Consider the following 17,205-nt stretch of genomic DNA (forward strand, 5'->3'; position numbering starts at 1 on the left):
AGAGGAGTGCATGGATCCCATGACTTTGCGCATTTATAACAGCCTTACCAGACAGGCGGAGCCGTTCGTGCCGCTCCATCCCGACCGGGTCAACATGTACGTCTGCGGCCCGACCGTTTACGGCTATATTCATATCGGCAACGCGCGGCCCGTCATTTTCTTCGACGTGGTGCGCCGTTACCTGGAGTCGATCGGCTACGACGTGAATTATATCGTGAACTTCACCGACGTCGACGACAAAATGATCCGCAAGGCCAACGAACTCGGCATTACGGTGCCGGAGCTCGCGGAGACGTTCATTCAGGCGTTCAACGAAGACCGCGAAGCGCTCGGCGCCCGCCCGGCGAGTCTGAACCCGCGCGTCACGGAATCGATGCCGGAGATCATTCGCTTCATTCAGGAACTGGTCGACAAGGGCGTCGCTTACGAGAACGGCGGAGACGTCTACTACCGGACGAGCAAGTTCCCGGCGTACGGCAAGCTCTCGCACAAGAACCTCGCCGAGCTGCAGTACGGCATCCGCATCGAAGTCGACGAGCGCAAGGAAGCGCCGCAGGACTTCGTCCTCTGGAAGGCGGCGAAGCCGGGCGAGATCAGCTGGCCGAGCCCATGGGGCGACGGCCGTCCGGGCTGGCACATCGAATGCTCGGCGATGGCGCTGAAGTATGCCGGCGAGACGCTCGACATCCACGGCGGCGGCCACGACCTGCAGTTCCCGCACCACGAGTGCGAGATCGCCCAGTCCGAGGCGCTGACGGGACAACCGCTAGCGCGTTACTGGATGCACAACGGCTTCGTCAACCTCGACAACGAGAAGATGTCCAAGTCGCTCGGCAACGTGGTCAATCCCCGGGAGCTGTTGCAGCGGGCGAGCGCGCAGTCGATCCGCTACGTCATGCTGACGGCGCACTACCGCAGCCCGATCAATTTCAGCGACGAGACGATCCGCCAAGGCGAGAACAGCGTGCAGCGCCTCGCCAACTGCCGCGACAATCTGAAGCACCGGCTCGCGTCCGTCTCGGACCGCGTAACCGGAGATCCGGATCTCGCCGTGCGGCTCTCCGCGCTGCAGGAAGAGTTCCGGGCGAAGATGAACGACGACTTCAACACCGCCGACGCCATTACGGTCTGGTTCCAGGCGGTGTCCGAAGCGAACGCCTATCTGCAGCGCGAAGTGGCTTCTGCGGAAGATCTGAACGCCTATCTCTGCCTGTTCGCGTCGTTCGACGACGTTCTCGGGCTGCTGCCGCCGGAAGCCGAGGCGGGACTGCTGGACGATGAAGTCGACGGGCTTATCGCCGAGCGGACGGAGGCGCGCAAGCGCCGCGACTTCGCGCGCGCGGACGAGATCCGGGACTTGCTGGCGGCGCAGGGCATCCTACTGGAAGACACGCCGCAGGGCATCCGTTGGCGGCGCAAATGACGGGAGCGGAGCAACGGCCGCCGCAGTTGCCCGTCATCGCGCCGGAGCTGCCGTCCGGCACGCCGGTCCATCTGCTGTCGCCGGTCGTGCTGGCCTATGTCGGCGACGCGGTCTTCGAGGTGTACGTCCGGCAGCGGCTGGTCGCCGGCCTGACGCGCAAGCCGCACGAGCTGCACCGAGCCGCGACGCGGTACGTCTCCGCGGCGGCGCAGGCGCGGCTTCTCGCGCGGTGGCAGCCGCTGCTGACCGAGGAGGAAGCGGATATCGCGAAGCGCGGCCGGAACGCGAAGTCCGGCCAGCCGCCGAAGAACGCGGATCCCGGCGATTACCGCCACGCGACCGGTTTGGAATGCCTGGTGGGCTATTTGTACTATCGCGGGGAGCGGGAGCGCCTGGAGCGGCTGATCGGCCTCGCCTTCGAGGACGAGACCCGGCAGGAGCCGATCTGAACGGAATTTCGGGTGAAAGGATGAGAAATCAACATGAACAATCGCAACAATAGAACCCGGAATGCCGGGAACGAGGATCGGACGCCGCAGGGCAAACGTCCCGCCGGAGGCGCCGGCAGGGCGGAGGGCGGATTCGCGGGCGGCAAAGCCAGACAGCCGCAGCCGCGCCGGGAGGAAGGCGAGTATGCCGCGCGTCCCGCCGGACGGAACGAGCACGCCGCGCGTCCTGCCGGACGGAACGAGCATGCTGCCCGTCCCGCCGGACGAGGCGAGCATGCTGCCCGTCCCACGGGACGGGGCGGGAGCGGCTCCGCTTACCCGCCGAGAGACGACCGCCGATACGGCGGAGAGGCGGCCAAGCGGCCGCAAGCGCCGCAGGCGCAGCTCGCCGACGAGGCGGACGACGGCGAAGAGGGCGGAGAGCAGTACCTGGCCGGGAAGCATCCGGTGCTCGAAGCGCTGAAGGCCGGCCGCGCGGTGAACAAGATCTGGCTCTCGAACCAGGCCCAGAAGCATCTGGTTCAGCCGATCCTGGAAGAAGCGAAGGAACGGGGCGTCGTCGTGCAATTCGCGGACAAGCGGAAGCTGGACAGCCTGGTTCCGGACGTTCAGCATCAAGGCGTCGTCGCCCAGGCGGCGGCGGTGTCCTACGCCGAGCCCGAAGAGCTGCTCGCCCGCGCCGCGGAACGCGGCGAAGCGCCGCTCCTCGTGCTGCTCGACGAAGTGGAGGACCCGCACAACCTCGGGTCTATCCTGCGCTCCGTCGACTGCACCGGCGCGCACGGCGTCATCGTGCCGAAACGCCGCAGCGCGAGCCTCACCGCCGTCGTCGCCAAGACGAGCGCCGGCGCAGTCGAGCATGTGCCGGTTGCGCGCGTCTCGAACCTCGCGCAGACGATCGACCGGCTGAAGGAAGCCGGCGTCTGGATCGCGGGCGCCGACGCCGCGGCGACCGAAGACGTCTACGCGTCGAACCTGACCGGACCGATCGCCATCGTCATCGGCAGCGAAGGCAAGGGCCTGTCCCGCCTCGTCCGCGAGAAGTGCGACTTCCTGATCTCCCTGCCGATGTTCGGCAAGCTGAACTCCCTCAACGCGTCGGTCGCCGCGGGCGTCATCCTGTACGAAGCCGTGCGCCAGCGGCAGGCCAAGGCCAAGCGCGACGGGTCCGAAGTCCCGGGAGACGGTCATGCTTCGCCGTGAGGACACGCTTATCGTAGACGGCTACAACATGATCGGGGACTGGCCGGAGCTCGCGCGCCTGAAGCTGAACAAGCTGGAGGACGCGCGCGACCGGCTGCTCGACATCCTGGCCGACTATCAGAGTTACGCGGGACTTCGCGTCATCGTCGTCTTCGACGCGTTCCGGGTGCCCGGGATCGGCGCTAAATACAAGCAGCATCGGCTTAGCATCGTCTATACGCGCGAGAAGGAATCGGCCGACGAATGCATCGAGCGGCTGGTCGGCGAGCTGAAGTCGGTGCGGCATCACCTGTACGTGGCCACCTCGGATCAGGTCGAGCAGCGCGTGACGTTCGGGCGCGGCGCGCTGCGCCTCTCCGCGCGCGAGCTGCGGCTGGCCGTCGAGGAGAGCGGGCGCGAGATCGCGCGCGCCATTCGCCGCGAGCCGCCGCCCAAGCGCAACCCGCTGGGGGGCGTGCTGAGCGGCGACGTGCAGCGCGTGCTGGAGCAGTGGAGGAGAGGGAGGCGGGATACGGAGGGGCCAGATGGGGAAGAGTGACATTTTTTCCACCGCCGAAGCCCTCAAATCCGCGCCGTTTCGGCCTAAATTGGTTGACGCTATGGGATTCTTCAAGTATATTGGTAGTAGTTTGGTAGATTCCAGCCGGGGTCCCAATACGCCTTGAAGGCCGGGGGGATGATTCGTGAGCGTCGACCTTAACGAACTAGCAACGCACGAATACGACTTCAAGACCGACGAGGACATCGTAGAATCGGTCCGCTTAGGCGATGCCGAAGCCCTAGAGTATCTGATCAATAAGTACCGGAACTTCGTTCGGGCGAAGGCTAGGTCCTACTTCCTGATCGGCGCCGAACGCGAGGATATCGTCCAAGAAGGCATGATCGGACTGTACAAGTCCATCCGCGACTTCAAGGGGGACAAGCTGGCCTCGTTCAAGGCGTTCGCAGAGCTCTGCATTACGCGGCAGATCATCACGGCGATCAAGACGGCGACCCGCCAGAAGCATATCCCTCTGAACTCCTACGTCTCGTTGGACAAGCCGATTTACGACGAAGACTCCGACCGCACGCTGCTGGACGTCATCTGCGGCTCCCGCGTATGCGATCCGGAAGAGATGATCATCAACCAGGAAGAGTTCTTCGGCCTGGAGGACAAGATGTCCGAGATCCTCAGCGATCTCGAACGCAAGGTATTGATGCTGTACCTGGACGGACGTTCTTATCAAGAGATCGCCGTCGACCTCGACCGGCACGTGAAGTCGATCGACAACGCGCTGCAGCGGGTGAAGCGGAAGCTCGAACGCTACCTGGAAGTTCGGGATATCGTGAACTGACAGAATCAGATACATAGCAATCGGAAGGGCAGCGGCCGGGGGGCGGGCTGCTTTTTTTGACGCTTCGGCCGGGTTTATCCCGTCCGCCCGCCGCGGAACGTCCTCGATTCGCGGCGCATTTGCGCCGTACGAGGCCGCCGATCGGGGGGACGTCCAACTATATTTCTAGCGAAACGGTTTAAAAGGGCCGGGAAACTGGGAAACTAGGAAGGAGCTCTGCGGCCAGGCAACACGTTTCTCCCATTTTCGTCGTTAGAACCTTTTCGTTGACATCGTATGGGCGCTGTGATAAATTATTTTAGTAACCTTAAGGTGGAGTTGTATGCGCAGGCCCTGAATCTCGAGTGATACGCCAGGTTTCGTTGTCGTAAGACGGAGAGGCCGGTAGGACCCGGGTTCAATTTCTTTTTTTTTGTTTGAGTCAGCACAGCCCGGGAGGTGTAACAGATGCGGGTAATCATCACCCTCGCTTGCACGAGCTGCAAGCAACGGAATTACGCGACGACGAAGAACAAGCGGACGCACTCCGATCGCATCGAACTGAAAAAGTTCTGCAAGTTCTGCAATGAGCATACGCCTCATCGCGAAACGCGCTAAGCTCTAGGAGGTTTTGGAACGTGACTTTCCTGGCCAAAATGAAACAGAGCTTTGGGTCCTTTTTCTCGTTCTTTGCCGATAGTTGGGCGGAATTGAAGAAAGTCCGTTGGCCGAAGCGGAAGGAACTGACCAGCTACACGATCGTCGTTATCGTGACTGTCGTACTGGTCACGATCTACTTCTGGGTACTGGACGTTGTCATTTCGCGGCTTGTCGACTTCGTCATTTAACGCGGGAACCAAAGGTGGCTTTTCCCATGGAGAAAAGATGGTATGTCGTACACACGTACTCCGGGTATGAGAACAAGGTGAAAACCAACCTGGAGAAGCGCGTGGAATCAATGGGTATGCAGGACAAGATCTTCCGCGTCCTCGTCCCGATGGAAGAAGAGATCGTCAACAAAGACGGCAAGAAGAAGACGGTGATGCGCAAGGTGTATCCCGGCTACGTGCTCGTCGAGATGATCCAAACGGACGATTCTTGGTACGTGGTGCGCAACACGCCCGGCGTTACCGGGTTTGTCGGTTCCACGGGGTCCGGATCGAAGCCGACGGCCTTGCTGCCCGACGAAGTGGAGCAGATTTTGCGCCACATGGGCATGGAAGAGCCGAAGCCGGTCATCGATTTCGAGCTCAAAGAGAACGTTCGCGTCAAAGTCGGGCCTTTCGCCAATTTTGTCGGGTCGGTCGAAGAGATCTTGCACGACAAGAGCAAGCTGAAAGTGCACGTCAACATGTTCGGCAGGGAAACCCCGCTCGAGTTGGATTACACTCAAGTGGAAAAGATATAATTTATCTTGCGGTTCATTTAGGCTTCGGTACATAGCCGGACCTGCATGAGTCAACGGCGCGCCGCATGCGGCCGCTGGGGTTTCTAAAGTGGCAAGAGCGGGAGGAACGAAGGTTCCGTCTTACCGCATTTTGGTCAAGGAGGTGTGCATCATGGCAAAAAAAGTCATTAAGCTGGTTAAACTGCAAGTCCCGGCCGGCAAAGCGAACCCGGCACCGCCGATCGGTCCAGCGCTGGGTCAAGCAGGCGTCAACATCATGGCTTTCTGTAAAGAGTTCAACGCGCGTACGGCTGACCAAGCCGGCCTGATCATTCCGGTCGTCATCACCGTATTCGAGGACCGTTCCTTTACGTTCGAGACGAAGACGCCGCCTGCAGCTGTATTGCTGCGCGTCGCTGCCGGTATCCCGAAGGGATCCGGCGAGCCGAACAAGAAGAAAGTCGCAACCGTCAAACGGGCTAAAGTACGCGAGATCGCCGAGCAGAAAATGCAAGATCTCAACGCGGCTTCCGTAGAAGCGGCTATGCGCATGGTCGAAGGCACCGCCCGCAGCATGGGCGTCGTGATCGAAGACTAATTCCGTCCGTCTTCGGACAGGCGGGTCGCGTCTCCGCCAAGCGATTGGCGGATGCGCTTGTGGGAGGAGACTTCCGTTAAAACCACACAAGGAGGAGAACAACATGGCAAAGCACGGCAAGAAATACGCAGAAGCCGTTAAGCTGATCGACCGCGAAGCGACCTACGAATCGCTCGAAGCGATCGAGCTCGTGAAGAAAGCGGCCACGGCGAAGTTCGACGAATCCGTCGAAGTCGCTGTCCGTCTCGGCGTCGATCCGAGAAAGCAAGACCAAAACGTTCGCGGCGTCGTCGTCCTGCCTCACGGCACGGGTAAGACGAAGCGCGTTCTCGTATTCGCCAAGGGCGACAAGCTCAAGGAAGCGGAAGCCGCTGGCGCGGACTACGTTGGCGATACGGACCTCATCAACAAAATCCAACAGGGTTGGTTCGAGTTCGACGTCTGCGTCGCAACGCCGGACATGATGAGCGAAGTAGGTAAGCTCGGTCGGATTCTCGGCGGTAAGGGCCTCATGCCTAACCCGAAAGCCGGCACGGTAACGAACGACGTTACCAAAGCCGTGCAAGAGATCAAAGCCGGTAAGATCGAATACCGTCTGGACAAAGCCGGACAAATTCATGCTCCGATCGGCAAAGTATCGTTCGACGCTGACAAGCTGAACGACAACTTGAAAGCTCTGATCGACGCGCTGAACCGCGCGAAGCCGGCGGCAGCCAAAGGCATCTACCTGAAGAACATCTCGATCTCTTCGACGATGGGACCGGGCGCTCGCCTGAACGTCGCTTCTTACCGTCAATAATCGCAGGAACATTCTGCGCGTTGACAGGCTTGGCCGAACATGGTACTCTTTCAAAGTTGAATATCGATACCGTAGACCGTAGGTGCCGCGAGGCTTAATTTCCTACCGAGGTGTGTGCATATATTCGAATGGTGCGTCGCTGTTCCAGCGCGTTTCGGCCGATAGATGATCACGTCATGCCTCCGCGAGTCTGCGGGGGCATTTCTTTTTATGCCCTCGCAGACAGGCGATCCGGATGCGGTTGAATCAAGAATCAGGAGGTGTACAAAATGGCAAATGCGAAAATCATCGAAGCGAAGCAACAAGAGGTGAACGTGATCGCAACGAAGCTGCGCGAGAGCGCGAGCACGGTGATCGCCGACTACCGCGGTTTGAACGTGGCTCAAGTGACCGAGCTTCGGAAGCAGCTTCGCGAAGCCGGCATCGAGTTCCAAGTGCTGAAAAACTCGCTCGTCAGCCGCGCTGCCGCTAACGTGGAACTGAGCGAACTCGACTCCGTTCTGACGGGACCGACGGCTGTAGCGTTCAGCCAAACCGACGTTGTCGCTGCCGCGAAGATCCTGAACAACTTCTCGAAGAAGAACGATGCGTTGAAGCTGAAAGGCGGCGTCGTCGAAGGTCGTTTCATCGACGAAGCGCAAGTCAAAGCACTGGCTGACCTGCCTTCCCGCGAAGGCTTGCTGTCCATGTTGCTCAGCGTCCTTCAAGCTCCGGTCCGCAACTTCGCGCTCGCTGTCAAAGCGGTCGCCGAGAAGAACGAAGCAAGCGCGTAAGGCAATCGCCTGATCGCGTACTCGTACGTCGCAAGACCAACAACCTATAATTCCAAATTAATGGAGGTACTACCATGAGCAAAGAGCAAATCTTGGAAGCCATCAAAGGCATGAGCGTCCTGGAACTGAACGATCTGGTTAAAGCAATCGAAGAAGAATTCGGCGTAACCGCAGCAGCTCCTGTTGCCGTCGTCGCTGGCGGCGGCGCTGCCGAAGTCGCTGAGCAAACCGAATTCGACGTTGTCCTTCTTGATGCTGGCGCATCCAAGATCAACGTTATCAAAGTCGTTCGCGAAATCACGGGTCTCGGCCTGAAAGAAGCGAAAGACGTCGTTGACAACGCTCCTAAAGCCATCAAAGAAAAAGTGGCTAAAGAAGAAGCTGACGCCGTTAAAGCGAAGCTTGAAGAAGCAGGCGCTAAAGTCGAAGTTAAGTAATCCCATTCCCGCTTCGATCATAGACGAACCCCTTGAAGAAGCGATTCTTCGAGGGGTTCGTTCATCGTTCGGAATCATATTGAAAAGGATGGAGGAACGGATATGGCCGACCACTACTATACGGAACGACCGACGGTCCGCAGCGACAAGCGGACGATCGCGGCCGAACTTCGCGGGTTCCGGTTCCAATTCACCTCCGATTCGGGCGTGTTCTCGCGGGACGGGGTGGACTACGGCAGCCGCGTGCTCATCGGCATGATGGAGATTCCGCCGGCCGCCGCGATTCTGGATGTCGGATGCGGCTACGGACCGATCGGATTGACCGCAGCCCGCCTTGCGCCGCAAGGACATGTCACCATGCTGGATATCAACGAGCGGGCCGCCGCGCTCAGCCGCGAGAATGCCGCGCTGAACGGGATCGGCAACGTGACCGTGCAGACCAGCGACCTGTATGAAGCTGTCGAAGGCCAACGTTTTGACGTGATCTTGTCCAATCCGCCGATCCGCGCGGGCAAAGCCGTCGTGCACCGGATCTTGGCCGAGGCGAAGGAGCATCTCAAGCCGGGCGGTTCCCTCTGGATCGTCATTCAGAACAAGCAAGGCGCGCCTAGCGCAAGAGCCAAGCTTGAAGAGCTTTTCGGCGAGGACGCCGTGGAAGAGATCGGCAAAGATAAAGGATATCGGATCTATCGCGCAAAATTGGTTTGACTTGATTTTACAGATGTGATATCATTGAAAAATGTCAGTATTAAGATGGGCTTATTGTCTTTAGCGGACTAAAATGTCAAGCCCTAAATCTTTAGCGGGTATAAATATACGCCTTCCGGCGTATAATGGGTTTGTTTTGGGTAAATGGACCGGATGTATTGCCATTGTGCCGCCAAACGGCGCATAAGGGCTTTTCTTTATTTGTGTTCCGGCGCCATCTCCTGCCCGTTCGGCCCGAGCCGCTCTTAGGATGTTTACCCGCGGGACGGCTGCCTCTGCTAGTGCTGGAGAGAGGATCTCGCTCTCGCTTTCATTGCTTTGAAGTAGACTGAAGGGGTGAGGTTAAGTTGGCAGGACATCTTGTTCAGTATGGTCGCCGCACGCGACGCAGTTACGCCCGCATCCACGAGGTGTTGGACATTCCGAACCTGATCGAAATCCAGCAGCAATCGTACCAGAAGTTCCTGGACGACGGCTTGCGGGAGATTTTTCAGGACATTTCGCCTATTCAGGACTTCACAGGCAACCTAGTGCTGGAGTTTGTAGATTATAGCCTGGGAGAGCCCAAGTATTCCGTCGACGATTCCAAGGAACGGGACGTCACGTATGCTGCGCCGCTTCGCGTCAAAGTCCGGCTGCTCAACAAAGAGACCGGAGAAGTGAAGGAGCAAGAAGTGTTCATGGGCGACTTCCCGCTCATGACGGAGACCGGCACTTTCATTATCAACGGCGCGGAACGCGTTATCGTCAGCCAATTGGTCCGCTCGCCGAGCGTCTACTACAGCACGAAAGTGGACAAAAACGGGAAGAAGACTTATACCGCTACCGTCATTCCGAACCGCGGCGCGTGGCTCGAGCTCGAGACGGACGCCAAAGATATTATCTATGTACGGATCGATCGCACCCGGAAGATCCCGGTTACGGTATTGCTCCGTTCTCTGGGCTTCGGCACCGACGCGGAGATTCTGGACCTGCTCGGACACGACGAGTTTATCCGCAACACGCTGGAGAAGGACAACACCGACTCCACCGAGAAAGCGCTCATCGAGATCTACGAGCGTCTCCGTCCGGGCGAACCGCCTACGCTGGAGAACGCGCGCAGCCTCTTGATCGCCCGTTTCTTCGATCCGAAGCGCTACGATCTGGCCAACGTCGGCCGCTACAAGATCAACAAGAAGCTTCATATCAAGAACCGTCTCTTCAACCAACGGCTCGCGGAGCCTCTCGTCGATCCTTCGACGGGCGAGATCATCGCGGAGACCGGCCAAGTCATCGACCGCCGCCTGCTGGATCACATCCTGCCGATGCTGGAGAAGAACGTCGGCTTCAAGAACTTCCGCGTCACCGGCGGCGTCAACGAAGCGGAAGACATCCCGCTGCAGAGCGTGAGCGTCTATTCGCCGGTCGAGGAAGGCAAAGTGGTGAAGGTCATCGCCAACGGCATCATCGACAAAGCGGTGAAGCACATCACGCCTGCGGATATTATCTCCTCGATCAACTACTTCATCAACCTGCTGCACGGCATCGGCAGCACGGACGACATCGACCATCTCGGCAACCGTCGTCTGCGTTCGGTCGGCGAATTGCTCCAGAACCAATTCCGGATCGGCTTGTCCCGGATGGAGCGCGTCGTGCGCGAACGGATGTCGATTCAAGACCAGAACGCCATTACGCCGCAGGCGCTCATCAATATCCGTCCGGTCATCGCGGCGATCAAGGAGTTCTTCGGATCTTCCCAGCTGTCGCAGTTTATGGACCAGACGAACCCGCTTGCGGAATTGACGCACAAGCGTCGTCTCTCCGCTCTCGGACCGGGCGGTCTGACGCGGGAGCGCGCCGGCTTCGAAGTCCGCGACGTCCATCCGTCCCACTACGGCCGGATGTGCCCGATCGAGACGCCTGAAGGACCGAACATCGGTCTGATCAACTCGCTGTCCACGTTCGCGCGGATCAACGAGTACGGCTTTATCGAGGCGCCTTACCGCAAGGTGGATCACAGCACGGGCATCGTCACCGAAGAGATCGTCTATATGACGGCCGATGAGGAAGACAACTACATCATCGCCCAGGCGAACGCATTGCTGACCGAAGGCGGCAAGTTCGCCGAAGAGACGGTCATCGTCCGCTACAACAAGTCGCATTCCGACAACATCCTGACGGTATCGAACGATCGCGTCGACTACATGGACGTCTCGCCGAAGCAAGTCGTATCCGTCGCAACCGCGATGATCCCGTTCCTCGAGAACGACGACTCCAACCGCGCGCTCATGGGTTCGAACATGCAACGTCAGGCCGTTCCGCTGCTCGTCCCGGATGCGCCGCTCGTCGGCACCGGCATGGAGCACAAGTCGGCCAAGGACTCCGGCGTCTGCATCGTCTCCAAGTACGACGGCGTCATCGAGCGCGTCTCCGCCAACGAGATTTGGCTGCGCCGCATCGAGACGATCGACGGCAAGGAAGTCAAGGGCGACGTGGTCAAGTACAAGCTGCAGAAGTTCATGCGGTCCAACCAAGGGACTTGCATCAACCAGCGGCCGATCTGCCGCAAAGGCGAGATCGTGAAGAAGGGCGACATCCTCGCCGACGGCCCGTCCACGGATGCCGGCGAACTGGCGCTCGGACGCAACGTCGTCGTCGCGTTCATGACCTGGGAAGGCTACAACTACGAGGATGCGATCCTCCTCTCCGAGAAATTGGTGCGGGAAGACGTCTACACCTCGATTCATATCGAAGAATACGAGTCCGAAGCGCGCGATACGAAGCTCGGACCGGAAGAAATCACGCGCGACATCCCGAACGTCGGCGAAGACGCGCTCCGCAACCTCGACGAGCGCGGCATCATCCGCGTCGGCGCGGAGATCGGCGCAGGCGACATCCTGGTCGGCAAGGTTACGCCGAAGGGCGTAACGGAACTGACGGCGGAAGAGCGGCTGCTGCACGCGATCTTCGGCGAGAAGGCGCGCGAAGTGCGCGACACCTCGCTGCGCGTACCGCACGGTACCGACGGCATCGTCGTCGACGTGAAGGTGTTCACCCGCGAGAACGGCGACGAACTGCCGCCGGGCGTGAACCAGCTCGTCCGCGTCTACATCGCGCAGAAGCGGAAGATCTCCGAAGGCGACAAGATGGCCGGACGCCACGGCAACAAAGGGGTTATCGCCCGCATCCTGCCGGAAGAAGACATGCCGTTCCTGCCGGACGGCACGCCGGTTCAAGTCGTGCTGAACCCGCTGGGCGTACCTTCCCGGATGAACATCGGACAGGTGCTCGAGGTTCACTTGGGCATGGCTTGCCGCTACCTCGGCATTCGCGCGGCTACGCCGGTATTCGACGGCGCGCGCGAGAACGACGTCTTCGACACGATGGAAGAAGCCGGCATGCAGCGCAACGGCAAGACGAGACTGTTCGACGGCCGCACGGGCGAACCGTTCGAGCGCGAAGTCACGGTCGGCGTCATGTACATGATCAAACTCGCGCACATGGTCGACGACAAGATCCATGCGCGTTCCACCGGTCCGTACTCGCTCGTTACGCAGCAGCCGTTGGGCGGTAAAGCCCAGTTCGGCGGCCAGCGCTTCGGGGAGATGGAAGTGTGGGCGCTGGAAGCCTACGGCGCCGCTTATACCTTGCAAGAAATCCTCACCGTCAAGTCCGACGATGTCGTCGGCCGCGTGAAGACGTACGAATCGATCGTCAAAGGCGAGAACGTGCCCGAACCGGGCGTGCCGGAATCGTTCAAGGTTCTGATCAAGGAATTGCAGAGCCTTGGCATGGACGTGAAGATTCTGTCGGGCGACGAGCAAGAGATCGAAATGAAAGAAATCGACGACGAGGACGATACCGCAGGCGACAAGTTGAACTTGAACCTGGAAGGCTCCGAAGTCGGCGTCGAGTAAAGTGCGATAATCCGCCCGCAGGCAAGCTGCTAACCTAGCAGCTTGCCGCGCGTCGGCGGAGGTGCGGTTCATGGAGGCCGTCGTCGTCCCGTAACGAAATCCGCAGCAACGATGAAGGAGGGCTTGCTCCTTGTTAGACGTTAACAATTTCGAGTTTATGAAGATCGGATTGGCTTCCCCGGATAAGATCCGTTCCTGGTCGAGAGGCGAAGTCAAGAAGCCTGAGACGATCAACTATCGCACGCTGAAGCCGGAGAAAGAAGGCTTGTTCTGCGAGAAAATTTTCGGGCCGACCAAGGACTGGGAATGCCATTGCGGCAAATATAAACGCGTTCGCTACAAAGGCGTCGTGTGCGATCGCTGCGGCGTCGAAGTAACCCGCGCGAAAGTGCGCCGCGAACGGATGGGCCATATCGAACTGGCAGCGCCCGTCTCCCATATCTGGTACTTCAAAGGCATTCCGAGCCGGATGGGTCTCGCGCTCGACATGTCTCCGCGTTCGCTCGAAGAGATCATCTACTTCGCGTCCTACGTGGTGACGGATCCGGGCGATACGCCGCTCGAGAAGAAGCAGCTGCTCTCCGAGAAGGAATACCGCAGCTACCGCGAGAAGTACGGCTATGCATTCCAAGCCGGCATGGGCGCGGAAGCCGTGAAGAAACTGCTCCAAGACATCGACCTCGACCGCGAGCTGGAAATGCTTAAGGAAGAGCTGCGCACGGCCCAAGGCCAGCGCCGCAACCGCGCGATCAAGCGTCTGGAAGTCGTCGAATCGTTCCGCAACTCCGGCAACCTGCCGGATTGGATGATCCTCGACGTGCTGCCGGTCATCCCGCCGGAACTGCGCCCGATGGTCCAACTGGACGGCGGCCGCTTCGCGACCTCCGACTTGAACGATCTGTACCGCCGCGTCATCAATCGGAACAACCGCCTCAAGCGTCTGCTTGATCTCGGCGCGCCGGACATCATCGTGCAGAACGAGAAGCGGATGCTGCAAGAAGCCGTCGACGCTCTGATCGACAACGGCCGCCGCGGCCGCCCGGTCACGGGTCCCGGCAACCGTCCGCTCAAGTCCCTGAGCCACATGCTCAAAGGGAAGCAAGGCCGCTTCCGTCAGAACTTGCTCGGCAAGCGCGTCGACTACTCCGGACGTTCCGTTATCGTCGTCGGGCCAAGCCTGAAGATGTATCAATGCGGTCTGCCGAAGGAAATGGCGCTCGAGCTGTTCAAGCCGTTCGTCATGAAGGAACTGGTCCTCAAGGGCCAAGCGCATAACATCAAGAGCGCGAAGCGCAAAGTCGAACGCGTCAGCCCGGAAGTATGGGACGTGCTCGAAGAAGTCATCAAGGAGCATCCGGTGCTGCTGAACCGCGCGCCGACGCTTCACCGTCTCGGCATCCAAGCGTTCGAGCCGATCCTGGTCGAGGGCCGCGCCATCAAGCTTCACCCGCTCGTCTGTACGGCGTACAACGCCGACTTCGACGGCGACCAGATGGCCGTCCACGTGCCGCTGTCCGCCGAAGCCCAAGCGGAAGCCCGTCTGCTCATGCTGGCATCGGGCAACATCCTGAACCCGAAGGACGGCAAGCCGGTCGTCACGCCGTCTCAGGATATGGTCCTCGGCTGCTACTACCTGACGATGGACAACAAGGATGCGCACGGCGCAGGCATGCGCCTGTCCGAAGTGAACGAAGCGGTGTCCGCGTACCAGCGCGGCGCGGCCGATCTTCATGCGCGCGTCGTCATTCCGGTGAAGGCGCTGAACAAGAAGACGTTCACGGAGAAGCAGCAAGGCGCGCTGCTCGTGACGACGATCGGCAAGATCATCTTCAACGAGATCTTCCCGGATACGTTCCCGTATATCAACGAGGCGACCAAAGACAACCTCTTGAAGGGAACGCCGGAGAAGTACTTCATCTACGACAAGGGCGCAGACCTCGACAAGATCATGCAAGAGATCCCGACGCCCGGCGCGGTAGGCAAGGAGTACCTCGGCCATCTCATCGGCGAGTGCTTCCGCATCTATCACACGATGAAGACGTCGGTCATCCTTGACGATATCAAGCAGCTCGGGTTCACCTACTCGACGCGCGCAGGGATCACCGTTGCGGTCTCGGACGTTACCGTGCCGCAAGAGAAGGTCGATATCCTGAAGAAGTCCGACGAGAGCGTCAAGGTCATCTCGACGCAGTATCGCCGCGGCTTGATCACGGACGAAGAGCGTTACGACCGCGTCATCGACATCTGGTCGAAGACGAAGGACGAGATCACCGAAGTCCTCATGAAGTCGATGGACCGCTACAACTCCATCATGCTCATGGTCGACTCCAAAGCGCGGGGCAACAAATCGCAGATCACGCAGCTCGGCGGGATGCGGGGCCTGATGGCGACGCCGTCGGGACGGATCTTCGAGTTGCCGATCAAATCGAACTTCCGCGAAGGCCTCACGGTCTTGGAGTACTTTATCTCCACGCACGGCGCGCGGAAAGGTCTGGCCGATACGGCGCTTCGTACCGCCGACTCGGGCTACCTGACCCGTCGTCTCGTTGACGTCGCCCAAGACGTCATCGTCCGCGAGGAAGACTGCGGCACCGACAAGGGGATCATCGTCAGTCGGATCGAAGACGGCAAGGAAGTCATCGAGGATCTGTTCGACCGGATCGAGGGCCGTTATGCGTACGAGACGGTTCGCCATCCGCAGACGAACGAGATCATCGTGGGCCGCAACGATCTGATCGACACGCTCAAGGCCGAAGAATTGATCAAAGCCGGCATCGAGCGGATCCAGATCCGTTCCGTCCTCAGCTGCCGCGCCCGTCACGGCGTGTGCAAGATGTGCTACGGCCGCAACCTGGCAACCGGCAAGAAAGTCGAAATCGGCGAAGCGGTCGGCATCATCGCCGCCCAATCGATCGGCGAGCCGGGTACCCAGCTGACGATGCGTACGTTCCATACCGGCGGCGTTGCCGGAGACGATATCACGCAAGGTCTTCCGCGGATCCAGGAGCTCTTCGAAGCCCGGAACCCGAAAGGTCAAGCGGTCATCACCGAGATCGACGGCGTCGTCAAGGAAATCCGCGAGACGAAGGACCGCCGCGAGATCGAAGTGCAAGGCGATGCCGAGACCAAGGTATACGCCGTCAGCTACGGCTCCCGCATCCGCGTCTACGAAGGGCTGCACATCGAAGCCGGCGACGAACTGACCGACGGCTCGATCGACCCGAAGGAAATGCTGCGCATCAAGGGCGTCCGCGGCGTGCAGAACTATATCCTGCAAGAAGTTCAGCGCGTCTACCGGAACCAAGGCGTAGAAATCAACGACAAACACGTCGAAGTGATGATCAAGCAGATGCTTCGCAAGATCCGGATCGTCGATCCGGGCGATACGACGCTGCTGCCGGGATCGTTCGTCGATGTGCACGAATACGAAGCAGCCAACCGCGAAGCGATCTTTGCCGGCAACGAGCCCGCCGTCGCCCGTCCGGTGCTGCTGGGGATCACGAAAGCCTCGCTGGAGACCGACTCCTTCCTGTCGGCGGCGTCCTTCCAAGAGACGACCCGCGTGTTGACCGACGCCGCCATCAAGGGCAAAGTCGACCGCCTGCTCGGCCTCAAGGAGAACGTTATTATCGGGAAGCTCATCCCGGCGGGCACGGGGATGTCGCGCTACCGCAACATCCGCGTCGTGAATCCGCTTGAAGAGCCCGAAGACGAAGCAGCCGACCTGGAAGCTGTGACCGTCGAGTAATATAGCAACCTCTATCGATCGAAGGCGGTCCTCCGGGACCGCCTTTTTTGTTGACTTTTGGCCGGAATCTCCTCATGCGGTCAATCGCCGGCTAGTCCGCCAAACGTCGCTGCCGGCAGCTGGTTCCTCCCTCTCTCTCCCGCGTGCTGCCGCTAAGTCGAGCGCGCCTCCACCGTCGTTCGGGCCGGTGATCCTCTCCACAAGGGGATAAGGCGCAGCCGGATGGAGACAGCTATGCACATGTGGATAGGAGGCGGAACGGACGGTATCCACAACGGGATTCGCCGAATCTGCCGCGAGGGATTGTTGACAACTCGCCAGCGCGTGCGCAATCGGCCGTCTCATGCACAAGATGCGCACAACAAGGGGATAACCGGGGACAAAACGGTTGATAAGCTTGTGCGTGGAGAAGTTCATATGGATGCGCGAGCGGTGCGGCTGTGGAGAGTTCGCATAGCCGGGGCCGAGTTG

Annotated in this window: 15 protein-coding genes and 1 other annotated feature; all 15 genes read left to right on the forward strand. The window is 59.8% G+C overall.

The features are described 5' to 3' along the window. The first annotated feature begins 19 nt into the window (after positions 1–19). On the forward strand, positions 20–1,423 hold the full coding sequence (gene cysS, locus H7C19_RS30630; RefSeq protein ID WP_185672889.1) for a cysteine--tRNA ligase: 1,404 nt from the start codon (positions 20–22) through the stop codon (positions 1,421–1,423). After that, on the forward strand, positions 1,420–1,872 hold the full coding sequence (locus H7C19_RS30635) for a Mini-ribonuclease 3 (protein ID WP_185672890.1): 453 nt from the start codon (positions 1,420–1,422) through the stop codon (positions 1,870–1,872). Before cysS ends, H7C19_RS30635 begins: the two co-directional genes overlap by 4 nt. A 429-nt stretch (positions 1,873–2,301) precedes the next feature. Next, entirely contained in the window at positions 2,302–3,075 is a 774-nt protein-coding gene (rlmB, locus tag H7C19_RS30640; protein WP_185672953.1) for a 23S rRNA (guanosine(2251)-2'-O)-methyltransferase RlmB, read from the forward strand. Then, positions 3,062–3,613: an NYN domain-containing protein gene (locus tag H7C19_RS30645; RefSeq protein ID WP_185672891.1), complete on the forward strand. Its 552-nt coding sequence runs from the start codon at positions 3,062–3,064 to the stop codon at positions 3,611–3,613. The genes rlmB and H7C19_RS30645 overlap by 14 nt, the downstream gene beginning before the upstream one ends. Before the next feature lie 145 nt (positions 3,614–3,758). Next, a complete protein-coding gene (gene sigH / locus H7C19_RS30650; RefSeq protein ID WP_185672892.1) occupies positions 3,759–4,409 on the forward strand; it encodes an RNA polymerase sporulation sigma factor SigH in 651 nt (216 codons plus the stop codon). Between the two features lie 447 nt (positions 4,410–4,856). Continuing rightward, the gene (gene rpmG, locus H7C19_RS30655; protein WP_185672893.1) at positions 4,857–5,006 is read left to right on the forward strand and encodes a 50S ribosomal protein L33; all 150 of its coding nucleotides are present in this window, start codon (positions 4,857–4,859) and stop codon (positions 5,004–5,006) included. A 20-nt stretch (positions 5,007–5,026) separates the two neighbouring features. Next, positions 5,027–5,236, forward strand: coding sequence for a preprotein translocase subunit SecE (secE, locus tag H7C19_RS30660; protein ID WP_185672894.1), 210 nt, complete (start codon positions 5,027–5,029; stop codon positions 5,234–5,236). A gap of 26 nt (positions 5,237–5,262) precedes the next feature. Then, complete coding sequence (gene nusG / locus H7C19_RS30665; RefSeq protein ID WP_185672895.1) at positions 5,263–5,796, forward strand: transcription termination/antitermination protein NusG; 534 nt, start codon at positions 5,263–5,265, stop codon at positions 5,794–5,796. 151 nt (positions 5,797–5,947) lie between these two features. Then, positions 5,948–6,373, forward strand: coding sequence for a 50S ribosomal protein L11 (gene rplK / locus H7C19_RS30670; protein ID WP_185672896.1), 426 nt, complete (start codon positions 5,948–5,950; stop codon positions 6,371–6,373). A gap of 103 nt (positions 6,374–6,476) precedes the next feature. Beyond that, on the forward strand, positions 6,477–7,172 hold the full coding sequence (rplA, locus tag H7C19_RS30675) for a 50S ribosomal protein L1 (RefSeq protein ID WP_185672897.1): 696 nt from the start codon (positions 6,477–6,479) through the stop codon (positions 7,170–7,172). Positions 7,173–7,223: 51 nt separating this feature from the next. After that, positions 7,224–7,388: a sequence feature (ribosomal protein L10 leader region), on the forward strand. A 53-nt stretch (positions 7,389–7,441) separates the two neighbouring features. Beyond that, positions 7,442–7,945 (forward strand): 50S ribosomal protein L10, encoded by a 504-nt coding sequence (rplJ, locus tag H7C19_RS30680; protein WP_185672898.1) that lies wholly within the window; start codon positions 7,442–7,444, stop codon positions 7,943–7,945. A gap of 74 nt (positions 7,946–8,019) precedes the next feature. Then, positions 8,020–8,382 (forward strand): 50S ribosomal protein L7/L12, encoded by a 363-nt coding sequence (rplL, locus tag H7C19_RS30685; protein WP_185672899.1) that lies wholly within the window; start codon positions 8,020–8,022, stop codon positions 8,380–8,382. 102 nt (positions 8,383–8,484) lie between these two features. Further along, positions 8,485–9,090: a class I SAM-dependent methyltransferase gene (locus H7C19_RS30690; protein WP_185672900.1), complete on the forward strand. Its 606-nt coding sequence runs from the start codon at positions 8,485–8,487 to the stop codon at positions 9,088–9,090. A gap of 347 nt (positions 9,091–9,437) precedes the next feature. Continuing rightward, on the forward strand, positions 9,438–12,986 hold the full coding sequence (rpoB, locus tag H7C19_RS30695) for a DNA-directed RNA polymerase subunit beta (protein WP_185672901.1): 3,549 nt from the start codon (positions 9,438–9,440) through the stop codon (positions 12,984–12,986). Positions 12,987–13,116: 130 nt separating this feature from the next. Then, complete coding sequence (rpoC, locus tag H7C19_RS30700) at positions 13,117–16,734, forward strand: DNA-directed RNA polymerase subunit beta' (RefSeq protein WP_185672902.1); 3,618 nt, start codon at positions 13,117–13,119, stop codon at positions 16,732–16,734. Positions 16,735–17,205 lie beyond the last annotated feature (471 nt).

It is taken from the genome of Cohnella nanjingensis (assembly GCF_014212125.1).
Taxonomy (GTDB): Bacteria; Bacillota; Bacilli; order Paenibacillales; family Paenibacillaceae; genus Cohnella; species Cohnella nanjingensis.